Here is a 23816-nt window from a genome sequence, read left to right on the forward strand (position 1 = left end):
GACCGCCGCGACCGCGGAGCAGGTCACGCTCTAAGGTGAGGATTCGTGAGCGTGCTGGTGATCACCGGAACCGGGACAGAGGTCGGCAAGACCGCCGTCACCGCGGGCATCGCGGCGCTGGCCAGGGCAGAAGGCAGACGGGTCGCGGTGCTCAAGCCCGCGCAGACCGGCCTGCTGCCCGGCGAGCCTGGCGACGTGGCGGAGGTGGCGCGGCTGGCCGGCGACGTGACGACCCGTGAGCTGGCCAGATACCCCGATCCGCTGGCCCCCGCCACCGCGGCGAGACGCGCGGGCATGGCCACCGTGCACCCGAAGGACGTCGCCGCCGAGGTCACCGCGCTCGACGAGACCCACGACCTGGTGCTGGTCGAGGGCGCGGGCGGGCTGCTGGTGCGGTTCGACGAGGGCGGTTCGACGCTGGCCGACATCGCGTGGGCGGTGAACGCGCCCGTCCTGATCGTGGCGCAGGCCGGGCTCGGCACGCTGAACACGACCGCGCTGACGGCCGAGGCTTTGCAGCGGCGCGGACTCGAGTCGATCGGTGTCGTGGTGGGCAGCTGGCCGCTGCACCCCGACCTCGCCTCGCTCACGAACCTGGCCGACCTGCCCGAGGCGGCGGGTGCTCCGCTGCTCGGCGCGCTGCCGCAGGGTGTGACGAAGCTCGGTCCCGTGGACTTCCTGGCCGTCGCCAAGAGATCGTTTTCACCCTGGTTCGGCGGGGAGTTCGACCCGGAGACGTTCGCGGCTCAATTCGCGGTCCAGTGACCTACATCGCTGCACGATGAAGGATTCAGTGAGGCACACTGGCTCGCCAGGCCACAGAGGAGGAGAGACCGTGACCGCAGCACCAGAACAGATCGACGTGCTCGACGAAGCTCGTGAGCAGGTGCTCGAACGAGGCGTCGGGCTCACCGAGGCTCAGGTGCTGAAGGTGCTGGAGCTGCCGGAGGACAGGATCCCCGAGCTGCTCGCCCTGGCGCACGAGGTCCGCGAGCGCTGGTGCGGTCCCGAGGTCGAGGTCGAGGGCATCGTCTCGCTCAAGACCGGCGGCTGCCCCGAGGACTGCCACTTCTGCTCCCAGTCGGGACAGTTCCCGTCGCCCGTGCGGTCGGCGTGGCTGGACATCCCCGGCCTGGTCCGCGCGGCGCGGCAGACCCGCGACACCGGCGCGACCGAGTTCTGCATCGTCGCGGCCGTGCGCGGCCCGGACAAGCGGCTGCTCTCGCAGGTGCGCGACGGCATCAAGGCCATCCGCGAGGACGGCAACGACATCCAGATCGCCTGCTCGCTCGGCATGCTCACGCAGGAGCAGGTCGACGAGCTCGTGGCGATGGGCGTGCACCGCTACAACCACAACCTCGAGACCGCGCGCTCGCACTTCCCGGAGGTCGTGACCACGCACTCCTGGGAGGAGCGCTGGGACACGCTGCGGATGATCCGCGACGCCGGCATGGAGGTCTGCTGCGGCGGCATCATCGGCATGGGGGAGACGCTGGCGCAGCGCGCGGAGTTCGCCGTGCAGCTCGCGGAGCTGGAGCCGGACGAGGTCCCGCTGAACTTCCTCATCCCGAACCCCGGCACGCCGTACGAGAACTACCCGGTCGTCGAGGGCGCCGAGGCGCTGCGCACGGTCGGCGCGTTCCGGCTCGCGCTGCCGCGCACGATCCTGCGCTTCGCCGGTGGCCGGGAGCTGACGTTCGGCGACCTGGGCGCGAAGCAGGGCATGCTCGGCGGCATCAACGCGATCATCGTCGGCAACTACCTGACGAACCTCGGCCGTCCCGCGCAGCAGGACCTCGACATGCTCGAAGAGCTGTCGATGCCCATCAAGGCGCTGAGCCAGACCCTGTGACGACGACTCGGATGACGTACTGCTCGTTCTGCGGCAAAGAGGAAGCTGACGGCGACCACGGGTTCTGCCGTCAGCGGCTGTCGATGATCGACCCGCCGCGGTACTGCTCGGAGTGCGCGCGCCGCATGGTCGTCCAGGTGACCCCGGACGGCTGGGCGGCGCGCTGCAGCCGCCACGGCGAGATCACCTCGGCTCGGTAGTAACCTCTCGCGAATGGACGACAAAGCAGCGCCGGTGCGCATCGAATCCGTGCCGGAGCCGCCGTACGTCTACCACTACTACCCCCGGCCACGGCCGAAAGTGGTGGTCAAGCGGGATCTGCTGCCGAGCCTGGTGGTGGCGCTGACGACGTTCATCGGCGCCTTCCCCGCCGGGTTCCTCTGGTCGAGGCTGGCGCCGGCGCAGCTCAAGATCGTGTCGCCGCAGGACGACAAGCTCTACCCGATCGGCCTGGAGAGCTACCACCGGCTCGACGCGCTGATGGTGTTCGTGCTGATCGGCCTCGGAGCGGGCGTGATCACGGGCATCGCGGTGTGGCTGATGCGGCAGCGGCGCGGTCCCGTGGTGATGCTGGCGATGACGGCGGGCTCGTTCGCCGCGGCCTGGTTCGCGCAGGACTTCGGCGGGAGGCTCGCCGCCGGCCTCTACCCGAACCCGGCGTCGATCAAGCCGAACGACACGTTGCTCGTCGCGCCCGCTTTGGAGACGTGGTGGGGAATTCTGGCGTGGCCGCTGGCGGCCGCGCTGGCCTACGGGTGCTGCGCGGCGTGGAACGGCCTCGACGACCTGGGGCGGCGCCTCGGCTGAGGCACCGCCCTCGTGGGCGCCTATCCGACCCGGTAGGCGAAGTCGGGCATGTCCGTCACGAACATCTGACCGGGCGCGTGGGTGATCGCGAACGGCGGCCTGGACTTCATCAGCACGGCCTGAGGGGTCACCCCGCACGCCCAGAACACAGGCACGTCACCAGGTTCGTGCTCGACGGCGTCCCCGAAGTCCGGTGCGTCGACGTCCTCGATCCCGAGCATCCGCGGGTCGCCCGCGCCGACCGGGGCGCCGTGCACCGACGGCATGAGCGCCGTGACCTTGTGCGCCATGTCCACAAGGGACTCCGGGATCCAGCGCATCGACACGACCATCGGCCCGTGCAGCCGCCCGGCGGGCCGGCACTGGATGTCCGTGACGAACATCGAGACGTTCCTGCCCTGCTCCACGTGCCGCAGCGGCACCCCGGCGCTCTCCAGCGCCGTCTCGAACGTGAAGCTGCAGCCGATCAGGAACGTCACCAGGTCGTCGCGCCAGTGCTCGGTCGCGTTCTCCGGTTCCGCCGCGAGCTCGCCGTTCTCCCAGATCCGGTAGCGCGGCGCGTGGGTGCGCACGTCGGCGTCCCGCTTGAGCGCGCTGACCGTCTCTCCCGCGTCCAGCACGTCGAGCACCGGGCACGGTTTGGGGTTGCGGTGGGTGAAGAGCAGGAAGTCGTACGCCCAGTCCTTCGGGATGGCGATCAGGTTGGCCTGCGCCTGTCCCGGCGCTTGTCCCGCGGTCGTCATTCGAGCTCCTTGTTGACCGTCTCCGGCAGCCAGATGAGCGCGACCACGGCGATTCCGTACGCGGCCGCCCCGAACAGCATCGCACCGCCGATGCCGAGCCTGTCCGCCATGAACCCGACCAGCCCGGGGAACACGGCACCGAACGCACGCCCGAAGTTGTACGTGAAGCCCTGGCCCGTTCCGCGCAGCTGCGTGGGGTAGAGCTCCGACAGGTAGCTGCCGAACCCGCTGAAGATCGCGGACATGCAGAACCCGAGCGGGAAGCCGAGGAACATGACCAACGTGTTGGCACCGTTGGGGATCTGCGTGTACGCGACGATCAGCAACGCGCTGGCGACGGCGAACAGCACGAAGGTCTTCTTGCGCCCCAGGTGGTCCGTGAGGTAGCCGCCGCACACGTACCCGATCCACGCGCCGGTGATGAGGAACGCGAGGTACCCGCCCGTACCGATGATCGTGAGGCCGCGCCCGGTCTGCAGGAACGCCGGCAGCCACGTCGCGAGCGTGTAGTACCCGCCCTGCACACCGGTCGCGAGCAGCGCGGCGAACAGCGTGGTCTTGAGGATCGGCCCCTGGAAGATCTTCGGGAACGTGCCGCGTTCCTTGGGCAGCGCCTTGGCCTCGGGCGCGTCGTCGACGTTGCGGCGCACGTAGAAGATGAGGATCGCGGGCAACGCGCCCGTCCAGAACATGATCCGCCACGAGATCGCCGGGTCGGCCAGCGACGCGACCAGCGTGTTGACGATGACCGCGAGCCCCCAGCCCACGGCCCACGCGCTCTGGATGAACGCCACGGTCCGCCCGCGGTACTTCGGCTTGCAGTACTCGGCCACGAGGATCGCCCCGGCCGCCCATTCACCGCCGAAGCCCAGTCCCTGCAGCGCGCGGAAGACCAGCAGCGTCTCGTAGTTCGTCGCGAAGCCGCACAGCACCGTGAAGAACGCGTACGCCGCCACCGTGATGATCAGCGTCCTGGATCGGCCGAACCGGTCCGCCATGATGCCCGCCACCGCGCCGCCGATGGCGCTCATCAGCAGCGTGCTGGTGCCCAGCAGGCCGGCTTCCGCCTTGGTGAGGCCGAAGTAGCCGGTGATCGCGACCAGGCTCAGGGGGAGAACCCAGTAGTCGTAGGAGTCCAGCCCGTAACCGCCGAAGGCGCCGACGAACGCGCGCCTGCCCTTCTGGCCGAGACTGCGGAACCAGGCGAAACGGCCTGTGTCCTCGGTCGTGGACGTGCTCATGGGACACCTCGCAGCGTGGTGGAGGAGTGGTCGGGTGTGATGTGGGACTCAGGGTAAGGATTGTTCAACAATCCCACAAGGCCACAATTCAACGATCCGACGATCGGTGGGTGGGAGCTGGGCTGGGTGGCGTCGGTGGGTGCGGCTCAACGGTCCGCGCTCGCGGCTTGGGTCCGACGCGCGGCTGGAGAGCCGGGCTGGGTCCCAGTGCCCAGGCGGAGGGGGCACCGGCTGACCCCACGGCTCGCGCGCGGCGAACGGGACAGCGTGCTGGGGAGGCGGAGCCCGCGGTCCGGACTCCGCGTCCGAACTCGGGGTCCGGAGCCCACGTCTGGACTCCGGGGTTTGAGGTCCCAGGGGCCGGGTTCAGGGTTCGGAGTCTGCGTCCGAACTCCGGGCAGCGTGCTGCGGACGGGGTCCGCGTGAAGCGCGTCCAAGCTGCGAAGACCAGATGCCGGCGGCGACGGTCCGCACCCTCGAAACCGAGAGGCGGGGCCCAAAGCGTTCGGGAAGCCGGGCCACACACCCGGCGCAACCCCGCCGCGCGGCTAGTTCGGGCTCGGCACGTGCCCGAACTCGGTCAGCGGCACCGGAACCGCCTTCAGCGCGCTCAGGATCCCGGTCTCCCGGTGCAGCATCCGCCGCACCAACCGCAGCCGCCGAGCCGGCGACCTCTCCTCCAGCAGCCGTTGCCGGTCTTCGACGGGCAGCAGGCAGTCGGCGGCCAGCAGGTACGACAGGTCGCCCAGCGACACGTCGTCGCCGGGTGCCGACCAGTCCTCGCTGTGCCAGGCGGCGCCGCAGTACCGCTCGTGGGCCGCGCGGGCCCCGCGCTCCAGGATCGGCACGACCTCCTGCGCCGCCTCGGGCACGGGCGCGTCGTCCAGGTAGTCGACGTGGGCCAGCAGGTACGGCGCCGTCGTCGTGTCGACGTCCAGCAGGCGGAAGCGGCGCACGCCGCGCGTCACGATGTCGAAGCGGCCCTCCGGCAGCGGGCGGGCGTCCAGGAGGTCGGCCGAGCAGCCGATGTCCTGCAGCGAGTGGACGTTGTCGGCGCCCACCTCCCAGCCCTGCTTGATGCACACGACGCCGAACGTCCGGCCGAACAGGGAGCCCGTCATGAGGTCCACGACGAGCTGCCGGTAGCGCGGTTCGAAGATGTGCAACGGCAAGGACGCCCCGGGCAGCAGCACGGTGCCCAGCGGGAACAACGGAAGCGTCTCTGCCACGCGCCCAACGTTACGTGGTGCCACCCGCGCTCGCCGGACGGCCGGATCCGGGCGGCCTCAGCACGGCGAACGGATCAGTCACCTTGATTCCCTTGGCGCTGAACCGGAACAAAGCCGCCGGGCGGCCGCCGGACGGGCCGGGGGGAGCGGTACCGCCCGTGGGCTCCAGCAACAACCGCCGTGACAGCACCCTTTGCAGGTTCGTCGCGGACACGCGGTAGCCCAGCGCCGCGGAGTAGTGGTCGCGCAGCAGGGAGATCGTGAACTCCGGTGGCGCCAGTGCGAAGCCGACGTTCGTGTACGACAGCTTCGAGGCGAGCCTGTGCCGCGCCCGGTGCACGATCGAGGCGTGGTCGAACGCCATCGCGGGCAACTTCTCCACGCAGTGCCACTCCGTGTCGGCCGGCCGCTCGGGATCGACGTCCGAGGGCACCAGCCCGAGGAAGGCCGTCGCCACGACGCGGGGACCGGGAACGCGGTCCGGTGCGCTGAACACGGCGAGCTGTTCGACGTGTGACAACTGTCGCACGTCGACTTTTTCCGCCAGCTGACGGCGGATGGAGGACTCGACGTCCTCGTCCACCCGCAGCTCCCCACCCGGCAGCGACCAGCGGTGAGCGTGTGGTTCCCGTGCGCGCTCCCACAGCATGACCTGGAGTGACGCACCTCTCACCCGCAACACAGCGGCCAGAACTTCGTGCCCCACTCCTGCCACCTGGCTGATACTATCGGCCACGTTTTCGACCAGCAGGCGAAAACCCCGGATCGAGGAGGCAGTGATGGTCGCTACCGCAACCGTGGAGCGAACCGCGTCGGGTGTGTACGGCGGAGTCGAGCCGAACGCCGCGTGGCGGGACGAGGTGCTGCGTCTCGCGAAGGAGCGGGATGCCGTCATCCTGGCGCACAACTACCAGCTGCCCGAGATCCAGGACATCGCCCACCACACCGGCGACTCCCTCGCGCTGAGCCGGATCGCCGCGCAGTCCGACGCGCAGACCATCATCTTCTGCGGCGTGCACTTCATGGCCGAGACCGCGAAGATCCTCGCCCCGCAGAAGACCGTGCTGATCCCGGACGAGCGCGCGGGCTGCTCGCTCGCCGACTCGATCACGGGCGCGCAGCTGCGCGAGTGGAAGGCGGAGCACCCCGGCGCCGTCGTCGTGTCGTACGTGAACACGACCGCCGAGGTGAAGGCCGAGACGGACATCTGCTGCACGTCCTCGAACGCCGTCGACGTCGTCAGGTCGATCCCCGCGGACCGCGAGGTGCTGTTCTGCCCGGACCAGTTCCTGGGCGCGCACGTCAAGCGCGAGACCGGCCGCGAGAACCTGCACATCTGGGCGGGCGAGTGCCACGTCCACGCCGGCATCAACGGCCCCGAGCTGGCCGAGCGCGCCGCCGCGAACCCGGAGGCGGACCTGTTCATCCACCCGGAGTGCGGCTGCGCCACGAGCGCGCTGTACCTGAGCGGTGAGGGCATCGTCCCCGCGGAGAAGGTCAAGATCCTCTCGACCGGCGACATGATCACCGCGGCCCGCTCGACGAAGGCGACCAAGGTGCTCGTCGCGACCGAGGTCGGCATGCTGCACCAGCTGCGCAAGGCCGCCCCGGAGATCGACTTCCGCGCCGTCAACGACCGCGCGTCCTGCACCTACATGAAGATGATCACGCCGGCCGCGCTGCTGCGCTGCGTGCGTGAGGGCCTGGACGAGGTGCACGTCGACCTGGAGACCGCCCAGCGCGCCCAGGGCGCCGTGCAGCGGATGATCGAGATCGGCCAGCCCGGCGGCGGTGAGTGATGGCCGCGCGCTGGGAGGCGCGAGCCGACCTGATCGTGGTCGGCACCGGTGTGGCGGGTCTGACCGCCGCGCTGCGGGCTCGTGAGCTGGGACTGCGCGTCCTGGTCGTCACGAAGGCCGCGGGGGACGACGGCAACACCCGCTGGGCCCAGGGCGGCGTCGCCGTCGTCATGGAGGACCAGCACGACCCGGGTGACTCGGTGCGCAGGCACGTCGAGGACACGCTGACGGCGGGCGCGGGCCTCTGCGACGACACGGCCGTCGCGGCGATCATCACCGACGGTCCCGCGGCCGTCGCCCGGCTGCGCGAACGCGGTGCCGTGTTCGACGCGAAGCCGGACGGCCTGCTCGAACGCACCCGTGAAGGCGGGCACAGCGCGTTCCGCGTCGTGCACGCCGGTGGCGACGCGACCGGTGCCGAGGTCGAGCGCGCCCTGCTCAAGGCCACTGTGGACGGACGGGTTCCCCTGCTGGAGAACCACGTCGCGGTCGACGCGGTGAAGACGCCGCTCGGTGCCGTGGCCGGACTGCTCGTGCTCGACGGCAACGGCGTGCCCGGTGTGCTCACCGCGCCCGCCGTGCTGCTGGCGACCGGTGGCCTCGGTCAGATGTACCAGGCGACCTCTAACCCCTCGGTGGCGACGGGGGACGGGCTGGCGCTGGCGCTCAGGGCCGGCGCGCTGGCCGCGGACGTCGAGTTCATCCAGTTCCACCCGACCGTCCTCTACACGGGCCGCGGCGCCCGCGGCCGGTGCCCGCTCGTCACGGAAGCCGTGCGCGGCGAGGGCGCCGTGCTGGTCGACGCGACCGGTGCCCGCGTGATGAAGGGCGTGCACCCGCTCGAAGACCTGGCACCGCGCGACGTCGTGGCGGCCGCGATCACCCGGCACATGGCGGCGGGTCCTGGAGGCGTGGACGACCACGTCTTCCTGGACGCGACGGCGCTGCACGACATGGCGACCCGCTTCCCGACGGTGTTCTCGGCCTGCGTCTCGGTGGGCATCGACCCGGCCGTGGACCCGATCCCCGTCGCTCCGGCGGCGCACTTCGCCTGCGGTGGCGTGGTGTCCACCGTCGACGGACGCACCGGCGTGACGGGTCTCTACGCGGTCGGCGAGGTCGCCCGCACGGGCCTGCACGGCGCGAACCGCCTGGCCTCCAACAGCCTGCTCGAAGGCCTGGTCTGCGGTACCCGTGCCGCCGAGACCGTCGCCGCCGACCTCGCCATCGGCCTGATCGCGCCCGCGCGGTCGGTCGAGCCCTCGCTGCCCACCGCGCCGGTCGCGGACCGGGACCTGTTGCAGCGCGTGATGTCGCGCTACGCCGCCATCGGCCGCGACGCCGAGGGCCTGGCCGTCGTCGGCTCGGTGCTCGACGTGTCCACCGTGGACAAGCAGCTGGAGTCGCGCGAACTGGTCGAGGACGCGGCGCTGACCACGGCCGCCCGCGCCCTGATCGCGGCGGCGCAGCAACGCACCGAGTCCCGCGGCTGCCACGTGCGCACGGACTTCACCGAGCGTTCCGAGGCGTGGCGGCGCAGTCAGCTCGTCCGGCTCACCCCGACCGGTCAGCCCGTGCTGGCCGATCCTGTTCTCGCAGAGGGTGTCGCATGACCATCGACGGCAACATCGACTGGGACGACGCGAACCGGGTCATCCAGCTCGCGCTGGAGGAGGACCTCCGCTACGGCCTCGACGCCACGACGCTGGCGACGGTGCCCGAGAAGGCGGTGGCCACCGCCGAGATCACGCCTCGCGCGGCGGGCGTGCTGTGCGGCGTCTCCGTCGCCCGCACGGCTTTCCAGCGCTACCTGCCCGAGGTCGAGGTGCTCTCCGAGGCCTCCGACGGCGACAAGGCCGTGCCCGGCGAGCCGGCACTGGTGCTGACCGGCCCGACCCGCGGCCTGCTCACCGTCGAGCGCACGGCGCTGAACCTGATCTGCCACCTGTCGGGCATCGCCACGCAGACCGCCCGCTGGGTGAGCGCGATCGAGGGCACCGGCGCGGCCGTCCGCGACTCGCGCAAGACGTTGCCGGGCTTGCGTTCACTGCAGAAGTACGCGGTGCGGGCCGGCGGCGGCGTGAACCACCGCATGGGCCTCGGCGACGCGATCCTCATCAAGGACAACCACGTCGCCGCGGCCGGGTCGGTCGGCGCCGCGATCCGCGCGGCCCGCGCGCACGCGCCCGATCTGCTGATGGAGGTCGAGGTCGACAGCCTCGAGCAGCTCGACGAGGCGCTGGCCGAAGGCGCGGAACTGGTGCTGCTGGACAACTTCACGCCCGAGCAGTGCGCTCAGGCCGTGCGGCGGCGTCCGGACGGCGTGAAGCTGGAGGCGTCCGGCGGGCTCACGCTCGACGTGGCCCGCCAGTACGCCGAGACCGGGGTGGACTACCTCGCGGTCGGCGGCCTCACGCACTCCAGCCCGTCACTCGACCTCGGCCTGGACCTGCGCTAGCCGCGGCCGGTACCGCTCGACGCTCACGCCGCGGGCGCCGGGGAAGTTCTGCACCCGGCGCCAGTCGGCGGTCTTCGAGCCGACTCCGCCGCCGTCGGACAGCGCGTCGACGTGATCCTCCGCGCTGGCCCACTCCGCGTAGTTGATCACCTGCCTGCCGTCCTCCCGGATGTGGAAGGCGGCGGAGATGCCACCGGGGTGCGGGTTCGGCTCGCTGGCGAGCGCCACGAACACCGAGTCGACCCACGCCCGTGCGGTGGCCTCGTCGTCGGTGTCGACCGTGACCAGGACGACGCACCCCACGGGCCGGCTCCCGGACGTCATGCCTCCGGACCGGTAGAGCTTGAAGCCGTCGATCTCGTCGCGGGCGCGGACGAAGCCGGGCAGTTCGGGAAGTGTCATGTCCCCGATCCTGTGGGCTCGACCTAACTGGAGGTCAAGCGCCGGTTCGCCAGCACCGGCAGCACTTCGCGGGCCCGTGCCACCTCGTCGAGGTCCAGGTCCACGACCGTGTCCGAGGGTTGGTCCGACAGCTGCACGACGATGTTCCCGAACGGGTCGGCGACGGTCGAGTACCCGATCCCGGTCGGCGCCGACGACCCGAGATCCCCGGGAAAGGCCTGCCCGCAGGCCACGACGAACGACGTGCAGTCCAGCGCACGTGCCCGCACCAGCAGCTCCCACTGCTCCTTCTTGCCGGGCCCGGCACCCCACGAGGCGCCGACCAGCACGGCGGACGCCCCCTTGTCGGCGAGAGCGCGGAAGAGCTCGGGAAAGCGGATGTCGTAGCAGGTGGCCACGCCGAGCGTGATGCCGTCGACCTCGAACGTCACCAGGTCGGACCCCGGCGCGACCGTTCGCGACTCCTGGAACCCGAACGCGTCGAACAGGTGGATCTTGTCGTAACCGGCGTGGACGTCCGGTCCGGTGACGAGAAGCGTGTTCGTCACCCGGTCACCGGACGGCGTGAACATGCCCGCCACCACCACGACGTCGTGCTGGACCGCGATCTCGTGCACCGCGGAGGCCCACGGCCCGTCCAGCGGTTCGGCGACCGGCCCGAGAGGCACGCCGAAGCGGCACATCGTCGCCTCGGGCAGCAGGACGACGCGCGCGCCCTCGGCCCTGCGCACCGCGTCGCGGACGAGCTCCAGGTTGGAGCGGGGATCGGTGGTCGAGCTGATCTGACTCACGGCGACGCGCATGGGGATCACTGTAGGGTCCGAAACGTGCGTTCCCCACTGCTCCTAGTCGTGTTGCTGGCCGTCGCGGGCTGTACCGAGACCGCCCCGCCCCGCCCGGACGGTGGGTCGAACGGCACGTCGATCGTGCTGGCCGACCGCGACGAGCCGACGACGTTGAACCCGCTGCTCGGCTACGGCGCGCAGGGTGTGTCGAAGATCTACGACGGACTGGTCGAGCACCGCCAGGACGGGTCGCTGACCCCGCAGCTCGCGGCCGACCTGCCACAGCCGGCGGCGGACGGCCTGAGCTGGACGGTCAAGCTGCGCGGCGACGTGAAGTTCACCGACGGCAGCACGTTCGGCGCCGAGGACGTCGTCGCCACCTACACCGCGGCGCTGCAGAGCCCGATCAAGGACAGGTTCAGCACGCTCAAGGGCGTCGAGCAGGTCGACCCGTCGACGGTCCGCTTCACCCTCGCGCAGACGCAGGCCGCGTTCCCGCACCTGCTCGTGCTCGGCGTCCTGCCCAGCGAGCAGGCGAACGCGAACGGTCAGCCCGTCGGCACCGGCCCGTACAAGGTCACCGAGTGGAAGAAGGGCGACCGGCTGCTGCTGGAGTCCAACGACGCGTACTTCGACGGCGCGCCGAAGGTCAAGAAGGTGACGGTCGTCTTCGTCACCGACGACAACCAGCGCGCCAGCCGCATGCGGGAGGGCGAGTTCGACGGCACGGTGCTGCCGCCCAAGATCGCCACGCAGTTCGCCGCCAGGTCGGGCCTGCAGGTGAACTACCACCGCAGCGCCGACTACCGCGCCGTGCGGCTGCCCGCGGCCAACCCGGTCACCGGCAACGCCTCCGTCCGGCTCGCGCTGAACTTCGCCGCGAACCGCCAGGGCATGATCGACACCCTGCTCGACGGCAAGGGCACCATCGCGTACACGCCGGTGCCGGACGCGCTGGCCGAGGAGTTCGATCCCACCGCGAAGTTCCGCTTCGACAAGGCCGAGGCGACGCGGCTGCTCGACGTCGGCGGCTGGGTGCCCGGTGCGGACGGCATCCGGGTCCGCGAGGGCGTCGCGGCACGCTTCACGCTGATGTACCCGCTGGGCGACGACCTGCGCGCGGACCTGGCCACGGCGTTCGCGGCCGACGCCAGGGCCGTGGGCGTCGACGTGCAGCTCGCCGGCCTGTCGTGGGAGGCGATCCGCCCGCGGATGGCCCAGGACGCGCTGCTCTACGGCGAGGGCTCGCCGTTCGACCCCGACCTGATGCTCTACGACCTGCGCGGCCAGGGCAGCCCCGCCGCCGACGCCGCGCTCGAGAACGGCCGCAGGCTGATCGACCCGGCGCAGCGCGCGGTGGCGTACAAGCTCTTCCAGCAGGCGTTCGTCGCCGCGCCGTCGATGGCGGTGCTGGTCTTCCCCGAGCACGCGTACGTGATGCGCGACTCGTGGAACGGCTACCAGCCGGTGGTCGACCCGAACTCCTACGGCGCGCTGGCCTGGGGCCCGTGGTGGAACCTGGAGAAGTGGGAGCCCAAGTAGGCCGTCACGTGGTCCGGGCGTTGATCTCGCGGACGGCCTTCTCCGGGTCGTCCGCCCAGAACTCCACGCGCTCGACCGGCCGCACGCCCGTCTTGCCGAGGTCCACGAGCTGCGGCTCGTGGAACGGCACGGACACGTTCGTCCTGGTCAGCGACTGGATGACGAGTGCGTCGCCGATCACCTCGACGCTGCGCTGCCCCTTGTGGGTGCGCTCGGCGACCTGGGCTGAGCCGAGGTCCGCGGTCGGGATGCGCCAGTCGAAGAACCCCAGCTGGCGCAGCCGCAGCTCGTCGTCGGAGATGGTGTGCGGCTGCTTGGTCAGCACGTAGAGAGCCCCGACGCAGACGACGGTGTTCAGCACGCCCAGGACGATCAGCGTGATGAGCAGCCACGGGATGTCAAGGGCGAACGCGACCAGCGCGACCCCGACCACCGTGATGATCAGGAACCGCACGTACCGCGGCTTCATGCGCTTGCCGTAGGGGATCTCCACCATGCGGGTGAGCCTATTTTCGCAGCGCGCGAACCATGCCGCCGGGGTCGTCGGTCCAGAACTCGACCTTCGTCACCTCGTGCGCGCCACGCCGGCCCAGGTCGATCTGCTGCGGTGCGCTCAGCCGCAGGGAGACGTTGGTGGACCCGGAGATCTCCAGCACGAGCGTTCCGTCCACAACGGACCGGGTCCTGTGCAGCGTCCGGCTCGTCGTGCTCTGCGTCACGTTCTCGATGGCGGCCAACGGAATCCGGTACTCGAATTCACGCGCGTACCGCAGCCACAGGTGTTCGTCGTCCACCGAGTGCTGGAACTTGGAGAGCATCCGGATCTGCCACCCCAGCAACAACGCGCTCAGGACACCGAACACGAGCAGCGTGGCCCGCAGCCAGAACCACGGCACGATCAGCTCCACGAGCAGGATCTCCAGCGGTGTCACCACGATGAACACCCACAGGAACGGCTTCACCTGTGCGCTGTAACCGAAAGTCCGAGCCCCCATGACCCGATGGTGGCACAGTTGTGCGGGTGAGCGACCTGATCTTCCTGGACAGCGCCGGTTCCTCGATCCCGCCCGCCGAGGTGGTGGACGAGGTGATTGGGCACCTCCGCCGGGAGACCGAGATCGGCGGCTACCGGGCCGCCGCGGAACGGCGCGACGACGTCGAGGCGGGGTACGGCGTGCTGGCCGAGTTCTTCGGCTGCGAGCCGTCCGAGGTCGCGTTCACCGACAGCGCGACCCGGTCGTGGCTCACGGCCTTCGACGCCGTCCCGCTGGGGAAGGGTGACCGCGTCCTCGTCACCGAGGTCGAGTACGGCGGCAACGCCGTGCCGATGCTGCGTCGCGCCGAGGAGACCGGCGCGACGATCGAGGTCATGCCGTCCGACGCGCACGGGCAGCTGGACGTCGACGCCCTCGACCTGGACGAACGGGTCAAGCTGATCTCGCTCGTGCACGCGCCCACGAACGGTGGCCTGGTCAACCCGGTCAGCGAGGTCACCGCGAAGGCCCACGAGGTCGGTGCGCTCGTGCTGCTCGACGCCTGCCAGTCGACCGGCCAGATCGACCTGCGCGGCCTCGACTACGACATGCTCGTGTGCACCGGCCGCAAGTGGCTGCGCGGGCCGCGCGGCACGGGCGCGCTGGTGGTGCGCGACGAGGTGCGCCGCAGGCTGAAGCCGCGGCTGATGGACCACAGCGCCGCCGAGTGGGTCGCGCCCGACCGCTACGAGCCGCGCGACGACGCGCGGGTGTTCGAGCTGTGGGAGTACAGCGTCGCGGACCGGCTGGGTCTCATCGCCGCCGTGAAGTACGCGCTGGCCAAGGGGCCGGACGTGATCGAGGCCGAGGTCCAGGACCGTGCCAAGCGCTTGCGCGAAGGCCTGGCGGACATCCCCGGCATCACCGTCCAGGACCTGGGGGAACGGCGCTCGGGCATCGTCACGTTCACGAGCGACCGGGTGCCGGCGATGGAGCTCAAGGACCGGCTGTGGCGGGAGAACGTCGCCGTCACGGTCTCCCAGAAGGGGTCGACGCTGATCGACATGACCCGCCGGGGCCTGGACGAAGTAGTGCGGGCCTCCCCGCACTACTTCGTCACGCCGCAGGAGATCGATCAGGCGCTGGAGAGGATCAGCAGGTCTGGTTGATGACCCGCTTCACGCAGTCCGAGTAGCTCATGAACAGGTCGACGGCGCGGTCGTTGCGCGCCGTCTGCGCCGCGATGACCGTGTCGCGCGGGTAGAAGCCGTCGAGGCCGCCGCTGCTCGGGTACATCTCGAAGGTGTAGGCCCAGATCTTGTGCTGGCCCCACATCCAGTCGTCGCTGCTGCCGTCGGTGATGTACAGGTCGCTCGCCTGCTCCGGCGTGTAGCCGTTGGTGGCGGCCATCTGCCGGCCGAGCGTCTGGAACGCGCGTGCCTCGTCCGCGTTGAGACCGGTGTCGGTGTCGGCGCGGGTGTAGCCGTACGGCCACAGCACGAGCTCCGAGAACGAGTGGAAGTCGATGAACGTCTTGATCTGCTGGGTGCCGCCGACCACGCGCGAGTTCACGAAGTCGCGGATGCGGGCGGTCTCCGGTGCGGAGAACGCCGCCGTGCCGCGGTAGGTGTCCGACGTGCTGCTGCCGCTGGAACCGCCGCAGCAGCCCCACTTGTAGCCCCAGTTGCGGTTGAGGTCGGTGCCGTTGCCCTGGCGGTTCTTGCGCCAGCCGCGGAACGAGCCGGTGGCGATGTCGTACTCGGCACCGTCCGGGTTCATCATGGGGACGATCCAGACCTCGCGGCTGTCGACCAGGTTCTTGATGGCCGGCGTGGCGTAGTTGTCGGTGTAGCGCTTGATGATCTGCAGGCACTGCTCGACGGTCAGGTGCTCGCGGGCGTGCTGGCCGCAGACGAGCAGCACCTCCGGCTCGCTCTCGTCCGAGGCCACGTTGTCACTGACCTTGAGCGCCCAGATGTCCCGGTTCTGGTAGCTCTTGCCGATGCTGCGCAGGCTCGCGAGGCTCGGGTGGTCGCGGACCGTCTGCTGCAGCTCCGCGGTCGTCTCCGCGAAGTTGTGGTAGCCGGCGTAGCCCGACGGGAAGTCCTGGGTGCCGACCTGGCCGGGAACCGGGTCCTTGAAGTCGACCTTGCCGAGGCTCTTGAGCTGCTGCTCGAAGTCGCCCATGTACTTGATCGGAAGTCCCGTCGCCTGCAGGGCGCGGTACTGGGACTTGTCCGCCACGACCGAAATCGTCGTGAGCTTCGTCGCGCCGAGCACGTCGACGCCGATCTGGGCGACCTGGGTGCGTTCGGCGGACGTGTTCGCCGTGACCTCCAGCAGATAGCGGCCGGAGTCGGCCGTGCTGGGTGTCGCCATGCCCGCGACCAGCACGGGCAGGCAGACGGCGAGCACTGCGGCGATCTTGCCGCGGCTCTTGCTGAACATCGTTCCTCCATCATCAGCAGGGGTTTGCGACGGAGTGGTGCTCGACCGAGCGTGGCCGGGCCGTCACAGGCTGAGTAGCGCCGATAGCGGGCTGACCGTTGACAGATTTCTGCAGGAACTAGGCTGTAGGGCATGCTGAACCGCATCGACCTGCGAGGTCGCACCACGACCCCCGCTCAGTTGCGCGCCATCGTGCCGCGCGCCGAAGTGGACGTGGACGCGGTTCTGCATCACGTGCGGCCCGTGGTGGACGCGATCGCCGAGCGCGGCGTCGAAGCGGCCCTGGAGTACACGGAGAAGTTCGACGGGGTCCGCCCCGGTTCCGTCCGCGTGCCCGCCTCGGAGATCTCGTCCGCGCTGGCCTCGCTGGACCCGGCCGTGCGCGAGGCCCTGGAAGAGGTCATCGCCCGCACCCGGCGCGTGCACGCCGACCAGAAGCGCGTCGACACCACGACCCAGGTGGTCCCCGGCGGCACCGTCACGGAGAAGTGGGTGCCGGTCGCCCGCGTCGGCCTCTACGCGCCCGGTGGCCTCGCGGTCTACCCGTCGACGGTCGTCATGAACGTCGTGCCCGCCCAGATCGCCGGCGTCGAGTCGCTGGTCGTGGCCTCGCCGCCGCAGTCGGAGTTCGGCGGCCTGCCGCACCCGACGATCCTGGCCGCCGCCGCGCTGCTCGGCGTCGACGAGGTGTGGGCCGTCGGTGGCGCCCAGGCCGTGGCGCTGCTGGCGCACGGCGGCGTGGACACCGACGGTGCCGATCTGGCGCCGGTCGACATCGTCACCGGCCCCGGCAACATCTACGTGACGGCGGCCAAGCGGTTGCTGCGCGGCCTGATCGGCATCGACTCCGAGGCGGGACCGACGGAGATCGCGATCCTCGCCGACTCGTCGGCCGACGCCGTGCACGTGGCCGCCGACCTGATCTCCCAGGCCGAGCACGACCCGCTCGCCGCCTCCGTGCTGGTCACGGACTCGGTCGAGCTGGCGGACGCGGTGGACGTCGAGCTGGAGCGCCAGATCGGCGCGACCAAGCACGCCGAACGGGTCCGCACCGCGCTCGACGGCAAGCAGTCCGGTGTCGTGCTGGTGCCCTCTGTGGACGAAGGCGTGCGGGTCGTCGACGCGTACGCCGCCGAGCACCTGGAGATCCAGACGCGCGACGCGCGTGAGGTGGCGTCGCGGATCCGGTCCGCCGGCGCGATCTTCGTCGGTGCCTACGCGCCGGTGTCGCTCGGCGACTACTGCGCGGGCTCCAACCACGTGCTGCCCACCGGTGGCTGCGCGCGGCACTCGTCCGGGCTGTCGGTGCAGACGTTCCTGCGGGGCATCCACGTGATCGACTACTCCGAGGAAGCGCTGCGCGAGGTGGCGGACAAGGTCGTCGCCCTGGCCAACGCCGAAGACCTGCCCGCGCACGGGCAGGCCGTCACAGCGAGGTTCACGCGATGAAGCCGGTGATCGGTGCTCGGGTGGAGCTGACCGACCTGCCCCTGCGCGAAGACCTGCGCGGCCGCACGCCCTACGGCGCGCCGCAGCTCGACGTCCCGTACCGCCTCAACACCAACGAGAACCCGTACGCGCCGACCGACGCGCTGGCCGCCGACGTCGTCGCGGCCGTCGCGGAGATCGCCGGTGAGCTGCACCGCTACCCGGACCGCGACGCGGTGGCGTTGCGCGAGGACCTGGCGGCGTACCTGTCGGACGCGACCTCGACGCCGCTGACGTCGGAGAACCTCTGGGCCGCCAACGGTTCCAACGAGATCCTCCAGCAGATCCTGCAGGCGTTCGGCGGCCCGGGCCGCGTGGCGCTGGGCTTCGAGCCGTCGTACTCGATGCACCCGATCATCGCGGCCGGCACCCGCACCGAGTGGTCGCCGACCCCGCGCCGTTCCGACTTCTCGCTCGACGTCGAGAAGGCCGCGGCGATGATCGCCGAGACGAGGCCCGACGTCGTCTTCGTGACGTCGCCGAACAACCCGACCGGCCAGTCGATCCCGCTCTCCGACCTCCGCCTGCTGATCGCGTCCTCGACGGGCATGATCGTGGTGGACGAGGCGTACGCGGAGTTCTCCCCGCAGGAGAGCGCGATCAAGCTGCTGGACGAGTTCGGCTCGCGCCTGATCGTCTCGCGCACGATGTCGAAGGCCTTCGCGTTCGCCGGTGGCCGCCTGGGCTACCTGGCGGCCGCACCGGCCGTGGTCGACGCCCTGCAGCTGGTGCGCCTGCCGTACCACCTGTCGGCGTTGACCCAGGCGGCCGCGCGCGCGTCGCTGCGCCACGCTCCGGAGACGCTGGGTTCGGTGGCCCTGCTGGCCGCGGAACGCGACCGCGTCTCGGCCGAGCTGGCGGCGATGGGTTTCCAGGTGGTGCCCTCGGACGCGAACTTCGTGCTGTTCGGCTGGTTCGAGAACGCACGTGAGGTCTGGAAGTCCTATCTGGACCACGGCGTGCTCATCAGGGACGTCGGAATCGCGGGTCACCTGCGGGTGACCATCGGAACGCCCGAGGAGAACGACGCTTTCCTCGCGGCCAGCAAGGAGGTCAGCCGGTGAGTCGTGTCGGCAAGGTGGAACGCACCACCAGGGAGTCGTCGGTCTACGTGGAGATCGACCTGGACGGCACCGGCCAGGTGGAGATCAACACGGGCGTGCCGTTCTACGACCACATGCTCACCGCGTTCGGTGTGCACGGCAGCTTCGACCTGATCGTCCGCGCCACGGGCGACACGCACATCGACGCCCACCACTCGGTCGAGGACATCGCGATCGTGCTGGGCCAGGCGCTGCGGGAAGCGCTGGGCGACAAGAAGGGCATCCGCCGCTTCGGCGACTGCTGGATCCCGATGGACGAGACCCTCGCGCACGCCGCTGTCGACGTCTCGGGCCGCCCGTACACCGTGCACAAGGGCGAGCCGGAGCAGTTCAACAGCTTCGTGATCGGCGGCAACTACCCGTTCGTGCTGAACCGGCACGTCTTCGAGTCGCTGGCCTTCCACGCCCAGATCGCACTGCACGTGCGCGTCGAGTACGGCCGCGACCCGCACCACATCGCGGAGGCCGAGTACAAGGCCATCGCCCGCGCACTGCGCGTGGCGACCGAGCCCGACCCGCGCGTCGGCGGCGTCCCGTCGACCAAGGGCGTTCTCTGATGCCGAAGGAAGTCGTCGTCATCGGCCTGCTGGCCCTCGCGGGCTTCCTGGCCGGTGGCGTCTACACCACCTGGAAGACCGCCAAAGTCCTGGCGATCATCCTGCTGGTGCTCACCCTGGTGGCGGTCGGCGGCGCCGTTCTCTGGCTGCTCTAGCCCTTGCGGGCGAGGAGCCACTGGAACGTCGCCGGGTCCGGCTCGTGCATGGTCACCAGGTCGTCGACGACGATCTCCAGGTGCTGTGCGACGAGTGCGCGGTTCTCGGCGGGAGTGTTGCTGGCGAAGAACATCTGCACGCCGAGCCACTGCTCGGCGACGTCCGGCGTGCCGGTGCCGTGCGAGGCCAGGAACAGGCCGCCGGGCTTCAGCCAGCGCGCGACCTCCGCGAAGAGCGCCGGCTGCTCGGCGCGCGGCACGTGCAGGATCGAGTAGAACGCGACGACGCCGTCGAACGTGGCGTCCGGGAAGTCGAGTGCGGTCATGTCGGCCTTCTCGAAGCGCGCCCGCGGCACGTTCGCCCTGGCCAGTTCGACCTGCTCGCGCGACAGGTCGACGCCGAGCACGGCATGCCGCTCGGCGAGCTCGCGGCTGCACGGAACACCCGCGCCACAGCCGAGTTCCAGAACCTCCGCCCCGTCGGGCAACCGCCCGTCGAACTCGGCGAGGTAGCGCAGCCGCGGGTCGTCGGCGATCCGCGAGGACCAGTCGAGATAGCGCTGCGCGATGGCGTCGTAACCGTCCTCGACGACCCGCTTCACGCGGTGCCCAGGTAGCGCGCCGGCACGTGCTGCGCGAGCCACACCCCGTTCGCGCTGAGCCGGAACTCGTGCCCGTCCGCGTGCATCGCCCCGGAGTCGACGGTAAGGATCAGCGGCCGCCCACGCCGCGCCCCGACACGCCGCGCGGTCTCGCGGTCGGGCGAGAGGTGCACGTCGTGCCGTGACATGGGCCGCAACCCGTCACGCATGATGTCGTCGAGGTACTGCGCGACCGTGCCGTGGAACAGCTGGTCCGGCGGGACAGCCGTAGGCAGCCCGAGTTCGACCTCGACGCTGTGCCCCTGGTTCGCGCGGATGCGGTCGCCGTCGATCGTGAACCGCTTCTTGTCGTTGCGGTCGACGACCTCGCGCAGGTCGGCCTCGGAGATGTGGAGTGCGCTCAGGAGGTCGGCCACCGGCACCCAGCCCGCGGGGTCGAGGGTGAGGCCGACGCGCTCGGGCTTGTGCCGGAGCGCCTTGGACATCCGCTTCGAGAGGCGGATCATTCTTTCGTCTTCCATTTCCCCATCAGGGAACCACAGCGCGTCCACCGGTTTTGCGCGTCGCCTGACCTGCGGCGACCCTCCGGCGGCTTCACTCGAACAGGTGATGTTCGTCCGGATCCACGCCTGGCGCCGTCTAGTAGATGTCCTGATTTCATGATCAACCGCCCCCGCAAGTATGCGGAGCGCGGGTGTGCGGACCGACGGCGTCGGAGCGGATGGGCAGGTGGACGGCCATGTGATCGCCGGCCACGCTGCCCACCGGCAGAGGACCTGGACCGGACGGTCAGGTGCGTGAACGCCGCGAAGTCGCGCGGGAACGGGGCTGGACACGTGTGCGCCGGCGCGGTGTGTGCGGTCAACCGCGATCGGCCGCCTGCGTTCTCCGGCTCGGCCATGATCACGTCAGGTACCGGCGTGCCGCCGGATCACCGGATGCCTTCAAGGGCTGGGCCGCACGACGAGGTAATGGCGCGCCAGGAGGATCCGTGGCAGCGCGTGGGCCTGTCGCCGGAGGGCGTGCGTGCCGCGGTGTTCGCCGCCGCACCGGCCAACATCTGGCGCGCGGGGCGTTCGCCGCCGCACCGGCAACATCTGGCGTGCCGGGGCGTTCGCCGTCGCCCCCGCCAACATCTGGCGCGTCGGGCCGTTCGCCGCAGCCCCCGCCATCATCTGGCACGCCGAGGCGATGCCCGGCTACCCGAGGCGGCTGGCGGAAGTCCGGTTCGGCACCGAGTGGCTGCGCCAGCTCCAAACGGGGACCCTCGTCACCCGGCGGCTTCCCGACGCGGCCCAGCGCATCGCCGAACTCGACATCCCGGCGCTCGTGCTGCACGGCTGCCACGACATGACGTTCCCCGTCGGCCTGGTCCAGCCCACGCTCGACCTGATCCCGCGAGCGCGCGCCGTGGTGCCGTGGTGCTGGAGGACGCGGGCCACATGCTGCACGTCGACGATCCCGACGATCCCGACGCTACCTGCGCGGCGCGGTAGTTCCTGCGGTGCGGGAGTTCCTAGGCGGTGCCGCCCTCGACGGCGGGCTTGAGCTTGGGCGCTCCCGGCCCGTGTGAGGCCTGCTCGTCGTCGATGTTCTGCAGGGCGCAGCTGCGCAGCGACAGGCAGCCGCAGCCGATGCAGCCGGTGAGGCGGTCGCGCAGGCGGTACAGGGCGTCGATGCGGGCGTCGAGCTCCGACTTCCACGAGCGCGAGAGGCGTTCCCAGTCGGACTTCGTCGGCGTGCGGTTGTCCGGGAGCTGGGCGAGGGCGTCGCGGACGTCCTCCAGGGTGAGGCCCACGCGTTGCGCGGTGCGGATGAACGCCAGCCGGCGCAGCACCGAGCGCAGGTAGCGGCGCTGGTTGCCCGCGGTGCGCACCGAGGTGATCAGACCCCTGTCCTCGTAGAAGCGCAGGGCCGTGTGGGGCACACCGCTGCGTTCGGCGACCTGGCCGATGGTCAGCATTTCCGGCAACTTGCTCACCAGATCATGGTAACCCGCTTGACCTCCAGCTTGGTCGAGGTTGAAGAGTTGGTGCCATGCAACGGATACCAGAGCTCTTCGCCAGGATGACCGGGGACGAGAAGCACGAGTGGGCTGCTGCCTCCACGATCGACGTGCTCTGGGTCCTCTACGACAAGGTCCTCAACGTCACGCCCGAGACGGCCGACGATCCCGACCGCGACCGGTTCCTGCTGTCCAAGGGGCACGGGCCGATGGCGTACTACGCCGTGCTCGCGGAGAAGGGGTTCATCGACGAGTCCATTTTGGACGACTGGACGTCGTGGGACAGCCCGCTCGGCCAGCACCCCGACCGCGTGCTCGTGCGGGGCGCGGAGATCAGCAGCGGCTCGCTCGGTCACGGGCTGCCGATCGCGGTGGGCACGGCGATCGGGCAGCGGATCGCCGGCAGTCGCGGCCGCACGTTCGTGCTGGTCGGCGACGGTGAGCTGGACGAAGGCAGCAACCACGAGGCGATCGCGGTGGCGGCGCGGCTGGAGGTCGCGAACCTCACCGCGATCGTGATCGACAACCAGTCCGCGATGCACGGCTGGCCCGGTGGCATCGCGCGGCGGTTCGCCGTCGAGGGGTGGCAGACCGCCGAGATCGACGGCCGCGACCACGAGGCCGTCTTCACCGCACTGACCGCGCCGCACGACCGCCCGTACGCGGTGGTCGCCAAGATCGAGAAGAGTCGCTGATGACCACCATGCGCCAGGCCTTCGTCGAGACCGTCAACGGCGAGATCGCCGCCGACCCGAGGATCGCCGTGGTGACCGCGGTGATCTCCAGCAACGAGTTCCCGCAGGAGAACGAACGCGTCGTGGACGTGGGGATCCGCGAGCAGACCATGGTGGGCGTCGCGAGCGGTCTCGCGCTGGCGGGCCTGCGGCCGGTCGTGCACAGCTACGCGCCGTTCCTGGTCGAACGGCCGTACGAGCAGATCAAGCTCGACATCGGACATCAGGACGTCGGCGCGGTGTTCGTGAGCATCGGAGGGTCCTATGACGACCCGGTGTGGGGCCGCACGCACCAGTCGCCGGGTGACGTCGCGTTGTTCGACACGCTTCCCGGCTGGACCGTTCACGTGCCCGGACATCCGGACGAGGTCACGCCTTTGCTCCGGCAGGCGCTGAAGGACGACAACCGCGTCTACGTGAGGCTTTCGCTGCACGAGAACACCCAGGCGCATCCGGTGGGCGAAGGCTTCACGACGGTCCGGCACGGGAAACGCGGCGTCGTGCTCGCCGTCGGGCCGATGCTCGACCGCGTGGTCAAGGCCGTCGAGTCCGAGAACGCCGACGTCACGGTGCTGTACGCGGCCACGGTGCGGCCGTTCGACGCGGACGGGCTGCGCACGGCCGTGCAGAACACCGACCACGCCGACGTGATGGTGGTGGAGCCGTACCTGGAGGGAACTTCGTCCCATCTCGTGTCCGAGACCCTGCAACAAATCCCGCACCGCATTCGTTCTGTAGGTGTCAAACGACACGCAGAGCTCCGCAACTACGGCACGGCTGAAGATCATGACGCGGCACATGATCTCGACGTGGTGGGGCTGGGGAGTGCTGTGCGGAGTTTCTTCAGGGGGTGAAGAAATGTTCGCAGTCATGGGGGATGACTGGACCGGCG

General features: G+C 70.3%; 28 protein-coding genes. 16 read left to right on the forward strand and 12 right to left on the reverse strand.

Going from position 1 to position 23816, the window contains the following annotated elements:
- The first annotated feature begins 45 nt into the window (after nt 1-45).
- The 4 genes from bioD (at nt 46) to ORI60_RS42405 (ending at nt 2659) form a co-directional block, all read left to right on the forward strand.
- Nucleotides 46-765 carry a dethiobiotin synthase gene (gene bioD, locus ORI60_RS42390; protein WP_266043641.1) on the forward strand — a complete coding sequence of 240 codons (720 nt, stop codon included), beginning with the start codon at nt 46-48 and terminating at the stop codon, nt 763-765.
- A 70-nt stretch (nt 766-835) separates the two neighbouring features.
- On the forward strand, nt 836-1852 hold the full coding sequence (bioB, locus tag ORI60_RS42395) for a biotin synthase BioB (protein WP_191302858.1): 1017 nt from the start codon (nt 836-838) through the stop codon (nt 1850-1852).
- An 11-nt stretch (nt 1853-1863) separates the two neighbouring features.
- Complete coding sequence (locus ORI60_RS42400) at nt 1864-2052, forward strand: hypothetical protein (protein ID WP_266043698.1); 189 nt, start codon at nt 1864-1866, stop codon at nt 2050-2052.
- 13 nt (nt 2053-2065) lie between these two features.
- The gene (locus ORI60_RS42405) at nt 2066-2659 is read left to right on the forward strand and encodes a DUF2567 domain-containing protein (protein ID WP_266043642.1); all 594 of its coding nucleotides are present in this window, start codon (nt 2066-2068) and stop codon (nt 2657-2659) included.
- A 20-nt stretch (nt 2660-2679) separates the two neighbouring features.
- On the opposite strand, the gene ORI60_RS42410 is transcribed toward ORI60_RS42405, so the two are convergent.
- From ORI60_RS42410 to ORI60_RS42425, 4 genes are all read right to left on the reverse strand, one after another.
- On the reverse strand, nt 2680-3402 hold the full coding sequence (locus tag ORI60_RS42410; RefSeq protein ID WP_266043643.1) for a putative hydro-lyase: 723 nt from the start codon (nt 3400-3402) through the stop codon (nt 2680-2682).
- The gene (locus ORI60_RS42415; protein ID WP_266043644.1) at nt 3399-4643 is read right to left on the reverse strand and encodes an MFS transporter; all 1245 of its coding nucleotides are present in this window, start codon (nt 4641-4643) and stop codon (nt 3399-3401) included. Before ORI60_RS42415 ends, ORI60_RS42410 begins: the two co-directional genes overlap by 4 nt.
- Before the next feature lie 548 nt (nt 4644-5191).
- Nucleotides 5192-5872 (reverse strand): LON peptidase substrate-binding domain-containing protein, encoded by a 681-nt coding sequence (locus tag ORI60_RS42420; RefSeq protein ID WP_266043645.1) that lies wholly within the window; start codon nt 5870-5872, stop codon nt 5192-5194.
- 10 nt (nt 5873-5882) lie between these two features.
- Complete coding sequence (locus ORI60_RS42425; RefSeq protein WP_266043646.1) at nt 5883-6578, reverse strand: NUDIX domain-containing protein; 696 nt, start codon at nt 6576-6578, stop codon at nt 5883-5885.
- A gap of 73 nt (nt 6579-6651) precedes the next feature.
- Between ORI60_RS42425 and nadA the strand changes: the two genes are divergently transcribed.
- From nadA to nadC, 3 genes are read left to right on the forward strand one after another with little or no spacing between them, the layout of a single operon-like run.
- Nucleotides 6652-7671: a quinolinate synthase NadA gene (nadA, locus tag ORI60_RS42430; protein ID WP_266043647.1), complete on the forward strand. Its 1020-nt coding sequence runs from the start codon at nt 6652-6654 to the stop codon at nt 7669-7671.
- Entirely contained in the window at nt 7671-9284 is a 1614-nt protein-coding gene (locus ORI60_RS42435) for an L-aspartate oxidase (RefSeq protein WP_266043648.1), read from the forward strand. Before nadA ends, ORI60_RS42435 begins: the two co-directional genes overlap by 1 nt.
- The gene (gene nadC, locus ORI60_RS42440; RefSeq protein ID WP_266043649.1) at nt 9281-10129 is read left to right on the forward strand and encodes a carboxylating nicotinate-nucleotide diphosphorylase; all 849 of its coding nucleotides are present in this window, start codon (nt 9281-9283) and stop codon (nt 10127-10129) included. The genes ORI60_RS42435 and nadC overlap by 4 nt, the downstream gene beginning before the upstream one ends.
- Here the strand turns inward: nadC and ORI60_RS42445 are convergent.
- Both ORI60_RS42445 and ORI60_RS42450 read right to left on the reverse strand, forming a co-directional pair.
- Nucleotides 10100-10531 (reverse strand): antibiotic biosynthesis monooxygenase, encoded by a 432-nt coding sequence (locus ORI60_RS42445; RefSeq protein ID WP_266043650.1) that lies wholly within the window; start codon nt 10529-10531, stop codon nt 10100-10102. The genes nadC and ORI60_RS42445 overlap by 30 nt on opposite strands.
- A gap of 23 nt (nt 10532-10554) precedes the next feature.
- Nucleotides 10555-11334 (reverse strand): carbon-nitrogen hydrolase family protein, encoded by a 780-nt coding sequence (locus ORI60_RS42450; protein WP_266043651.1) that lies wholly within the window; start codon nt 11332-11334, stop codon nt 10555-10557.
- Between the two features lie 24 nt (nt 11335-11358).
- On the opposite strand from ORI60_RS42450, the gene ORI60_RS42455 reads away from it, so the two are divergent.
- On the forward strand, nt 11359-12858 hold the full coding sequence (locus ORI60_RS42455; protein WP_266043652.1) for an ABC transporter substrate-binding protein: 1500 nt from the start codon (nt 11359-11361) through the stop codon (nt 12856-12858).
- Nucleotides 12859-12862: 4 nt separating this feature from the next.
- Here ORI60_RS42455 and ORI60_RS42460 read toward each other — a convergent pair whose 3' ends face one another.
- Both ORI60_RS42460 and ORI60_RS42465 read right to left on the reverse strand, forming a co-directional pair.
- The gene (locus tag ORI60_RS42460) at nt 12863-13354 is read right to left on the reverse strand and encodes a hypothetical protein (RefSeq protein ID WP_266043653.1); all 492 of its coding nucleotides are present in this window, start codon (nt 13352-13354) and stop codon (nt 12863-12865) included.
- A 10-nt stretch (nt 13355-13364) separates the two neighbouring features.
- The gene (locus ORI60_RS42465) at nt 13365-13853 is read right to left on the reverse strand and encodes a hypothetical protein (protein ID WP_266043654.1); all 489 of its coding nucleotides are present in this window, start codon (nt 13851-13853) and stop codon (nt 13365-13367) included.
- A gap of 26 nt (nt 13854-13879) precedes the next feature.
- On the opposite strand from ORI60_RS42465, the gene ORI60_RS42470 reads away from it, so the two are divergent.
- Entirely contained in the window at nt 13880-15001 is a 1122-nt protein-coding gene (locus ORI60_RS42470) for an aminotransferase class V-fold PLP-dependent enzyme (RefSeq protein ID WP_266043655.1), read from the forward strand.
- On the opposite strand, the gene ORI60_RS42475 is transcribed toward ORI60_RS42470, so the two are convergent.
- Nucleotides 14985-16280, reverse strand: a complete 1296-nt coding sequence (locus ORI60_RS42475) for a M14 family metallopeptidase (protein ID WP_266043656.1) — start codon at nt 16278-16280, stop codon at nt 14985-14987. The genes ORI60_RS42470 and ORI60_RS42475 overlap by 17 nt on opposite strands.
- Before the next feature lie 132 nt (nt 16281-16412).
- Here ORI60_RS42475 and hisD point away from each other — a divergent pair, with 132 nt between their 5' ends.
- From hisD to ORI60_RS42495, 4 genes are read left to right on the forward strand one after another with little or no spacing between them, the layout of a single operon-like run.
- The gene (gene hisD / locus ORI60_RS42480; RefSeq protein ID WP_266043657.1) at nt 16413-17729 is read left to right on the forward strand and encodes a histidinol dehydrogenase; all 1317 of its coding nucleotides are present in this window, start codon (nt 16413-16415) and stop codon (nt 17727-17729) included.
- Nucleotides 17726-18832, forward strand: a complete 1107-nt coding sequence (locus ORI60_RS42485) for a histidinol-phosphate transaminase (RefSeq protein ID WP_266043658.1) — start codon at nt 17726-17728, stop codon at nt 18830-18832. Before hisD ends, ORI60_RS42485 begins: the two co-directional genes overlap by 4 nt.
- Nucleotides 18829-19428: an imidazoleglycerol-phosphate dehydratase HisB gene (hisB, locus tag ORI60_RS42490; RefSeq protein WP_266043659.1), complete on the forward strand. Its 600-nt coding sequence runs from the start codon at nt 18829-18831 to the stop codon at nt 19426-19428. The genes ORI60_RS42485 and hisB overlap by 4 nt, the downstream gene beginning before the upstream one ends.
- Nucleotides 19428-19583, forward strand: a complete 156-nt coding sequence (locus tag ORI60_RS42495) for a hypothetical protein (protein WP_266043660.1) — start codon at nt 19428-19430, stop codon at nt 19581-19583. The genes hisB and ORI60_RS42495 overlap by 1 nt, the downstream gene beginning before the upstream one ends.
- Here the strand turns inward: ORI60_RS42495 and ORI60_RS42500 are convergent.
- Both ORI60_RS42500 and ORI60_RS42505 read right to left on the reverse strand, forming a co-directional pair.
- Complete coding sequence (locus tag ORI60_RS42500) at nt 19580-20185, reverse strand: class I SAM-dependent methyltransferase (RefSeq protein ID WP_266043661.1); 606 nt, start codon at nt 20183-20185, stop codon at nt 19580-19582. The genes ORI60_RS42495 and ORI60_RS42500 overlap by 4 nt on opposite strands.
- Nucleotides 20182-20706, reverse strand: coding sequence for an RNA 2'-phosphotransferase (locus ORI60_RS42505; RefSeq protein WP_266043662.1), 525 nt, complete (start codon nt 20704-20706; stop codon nt 20182-20184). The genes ORI60_RS42500 and ORI60_RS42505 overlap by 4 nt, the downstream gene beginning before the upstream one ends.
- 505 nt (nt 20707-21211) lie before the next feature.
- Here ORI60_RS42505 and ORI60_RS42510 point away from each other — a divergent pair.
- The gene (locus ORI60_RS42510; protein WP_266043663.1) at nt 21212-21733 is read left to right on the forward strand and encodes an alpha/beta fold hydrolase; all 522 of its coding nucleotides are present in this window, start codon (nt 21212-21214) and stop codon (nt 21731-21733) included.
- On the opposite strand, the gene soxR is transcribed toward ORI60_RS42510, so the two are convergent.
- The gene (soxR, locus tag ORI60_RS42515; protein ID WP_173849996.1) at nt 21702-22148 is read right to left on the reverse strand and encodes a redox-sensitive transcriptional activator SoxR; all 447 of its coding nucleotides are present in this window, start codon (nt 22146-22148) and stop codon (nt 21702-21704) included. The genes ORI60_RS42510 and soxR overlap by 32 nt on opposite strands.
- 74 nt (nt 22149-22222) lie before the next feature.
- Between soxR and ORI60_RS42520 the strand changes: the two genes are divergently transcribed.
- Nucleotides 22223-22885, forward strand: coding sequence for a thiamine pyrophosphate-dependent enzyme (locus ORI60_RS42520; protein WP_266043664.1), 663 nt, complete (start codon nt 22223-22225; stop codon nt 22883-22885).
- Nucleotides 22885-23778 carry a transketolase family protein gene (locus ORI60_RS42525; RefSeq protein ID WP_266043665.1) on the forward strand — a complete coding sequence of 298 codons (894 nt, stop codon included), beginning with the start codon at nt 22885-22887 and terminating at the stop codon, nt 23776-23778. Before ORI60_RS42520 ends, ORI60_RS42525 begins: the two co-directional genes overlap by 1 nt.
- The last annotated feature ends 38 nt before the right edge of the window (nt 23779-23816 follow it).

It is taken from the genome of Lentzea sp. NEAU-D7, assembly GCF_026242055.1.
Classification (GTDB): Bacteria; Actinomycetota; Actinomycetes; order Mycobacteriales; family Pseudonocardiaceae; genus Lentzea.

What these genes read in the sequence shown, in the direction of transcription:
- nadC (WP_266043649.1), top strand. Translation starts at nt 9,281, where the DNA reads ATGACCATCGACGGCAACATCGACTGGGACGACGCGAACCGGGTCATC.
- ORI60_RS42415 (WP_266043644.1), bottom strand. Translation starts at nt 4,643, where the DNA reads ATGAGCACGTCCACGACCGAGGACACAGGCCGTTTCGCCTGGTTCCGC.
- ORI60_RS42525 (WP_266043665.1), top strand. Translation starts at nt 22,885, where the DNA reads ATGACCACCATGCGCCAGGCCTTCGTCGAGACCGTCAACGGCGAGATC.
- ORI60_RS42400 (WP_266043698.1), top strand. Translation starts at nt 1,864, where the DNA reads ATGACGTACTGCTCGTTCTGCGGCAAAGAGGAAGCTGACGGCGACCAC.
- ORI60_RS42445 (WP_266043650.1), bottom strand. Translation starts at nt 10,531, where the DNA reads ATGACACTTCCCGAACTGCCCGGCTTCGTCCGCGCCCGCGACGAGATC.
- ORI60_RS42465 (WP_266043654.1), bottom strand. Translation starts at nt 13,853, where the DNA reads ATGGGGGCTCGGACTTTCGGTTACAGCGCACAGGTGAAGCCGTTCCTG.
- ORI60_RS42410 (WP_266043643.1), bottom strand. Translation starts at nt 3,402, where the DNA reads ATGACGACCGCGGGACAAGCGCCGGGACAGGCGCAGGCCAACCTGATC.
- ORI60_RS42450 (WP_266043651.1), bottom strand. Translation starts at nt 11,334, where the DNA reads ATGCGCGTCGCCGTGAGTCAGATCAGCTCGACCACCGATCCCCGCTCC.
- nadA (WP_266043647.1), top strand. Translation starts at nt 6,652, where the DNA reads ATGGTCGCTACCGCAACCGTGGAGCGAACCGCGTCGGGTGTGTACGGC.
- ORI60_RS42475 (WP_266043656.1), bottom strand. Translation starts at nt 16,280, where the DNA reads ATGTTCAGCAAGAGCCGCGGCAAGATCGCCGCAGTGCTCGCCGTCTGC.
- soxR (WP_173849996.1), bottom strand. Translation starts at nt 22,148, where the DNA reads ATGCTGACCATCGGCCAGGTCGCCGAACGCAGCGGTGTGCCCCACACG.
- ORI60_RS42505 (WP_266043662.1), bottom strand. Translation starts at nt 20,706, where the DNA reads ATGGAAGACGAAAGAATGATCCGCCTCTCGAAGCGGATGTCCAAGGCG.
- ORI60_RS42405 (WP_266043642.1), top strand. Translation starts at nt 2,066, where the DNA reads ATGGACGACAAAGCAGCGCCGGTGCGCATCGAATCCGTGCCGGAGCCG.
- ORI60_RS42435 (WP_266043648.1), top strand. Translation starts at nt 7,671, where the DNA reads ATGGCCGCGCGCTGGGAGGCGCGAGCCGACCTGATCGTGGTCGGCACC.
- ORI60_RS42485 (WP_266043658.1), top strand. Translation starts at nt 17,726, where the DNA reads ATGAAGCCGGTGATCGGTGCTCGGGTGGAGCTGACCGACCTGCCCCTG.
- ORI60_RS42460 (WP_266043653.1), bottom strand. Translation starts at nt 13,354, where the DNA reads ATGGTGGAGATCCCCTACGGCAAGCGCATGAAGCCGCGGTACGTGCGG.
- ORI60_RS42520 (WP_266043664.1), top strand. Translation starts at nt 22,223, where the DNA reads ATGCAACGGATACCAGAGCTCTTCGCCAGGATGACCGGGGACGAGAAG.
- ORI60_RS42495 (WP_266043660.1), top strand. Translation starts at nt 19,428, where the DNA reads ATGCCGAAGGAAGTCGTCGTCATCGGCCTGCTGGCCCTCGCGGGCTTC.
- hisD (WP_266043657.1), top strand. Translation starts at nt 16,413, where the DNA reads ATGCTGAACCGCATCGACCTGCGAGGTCGCACCACGACCCCCGCTCAG.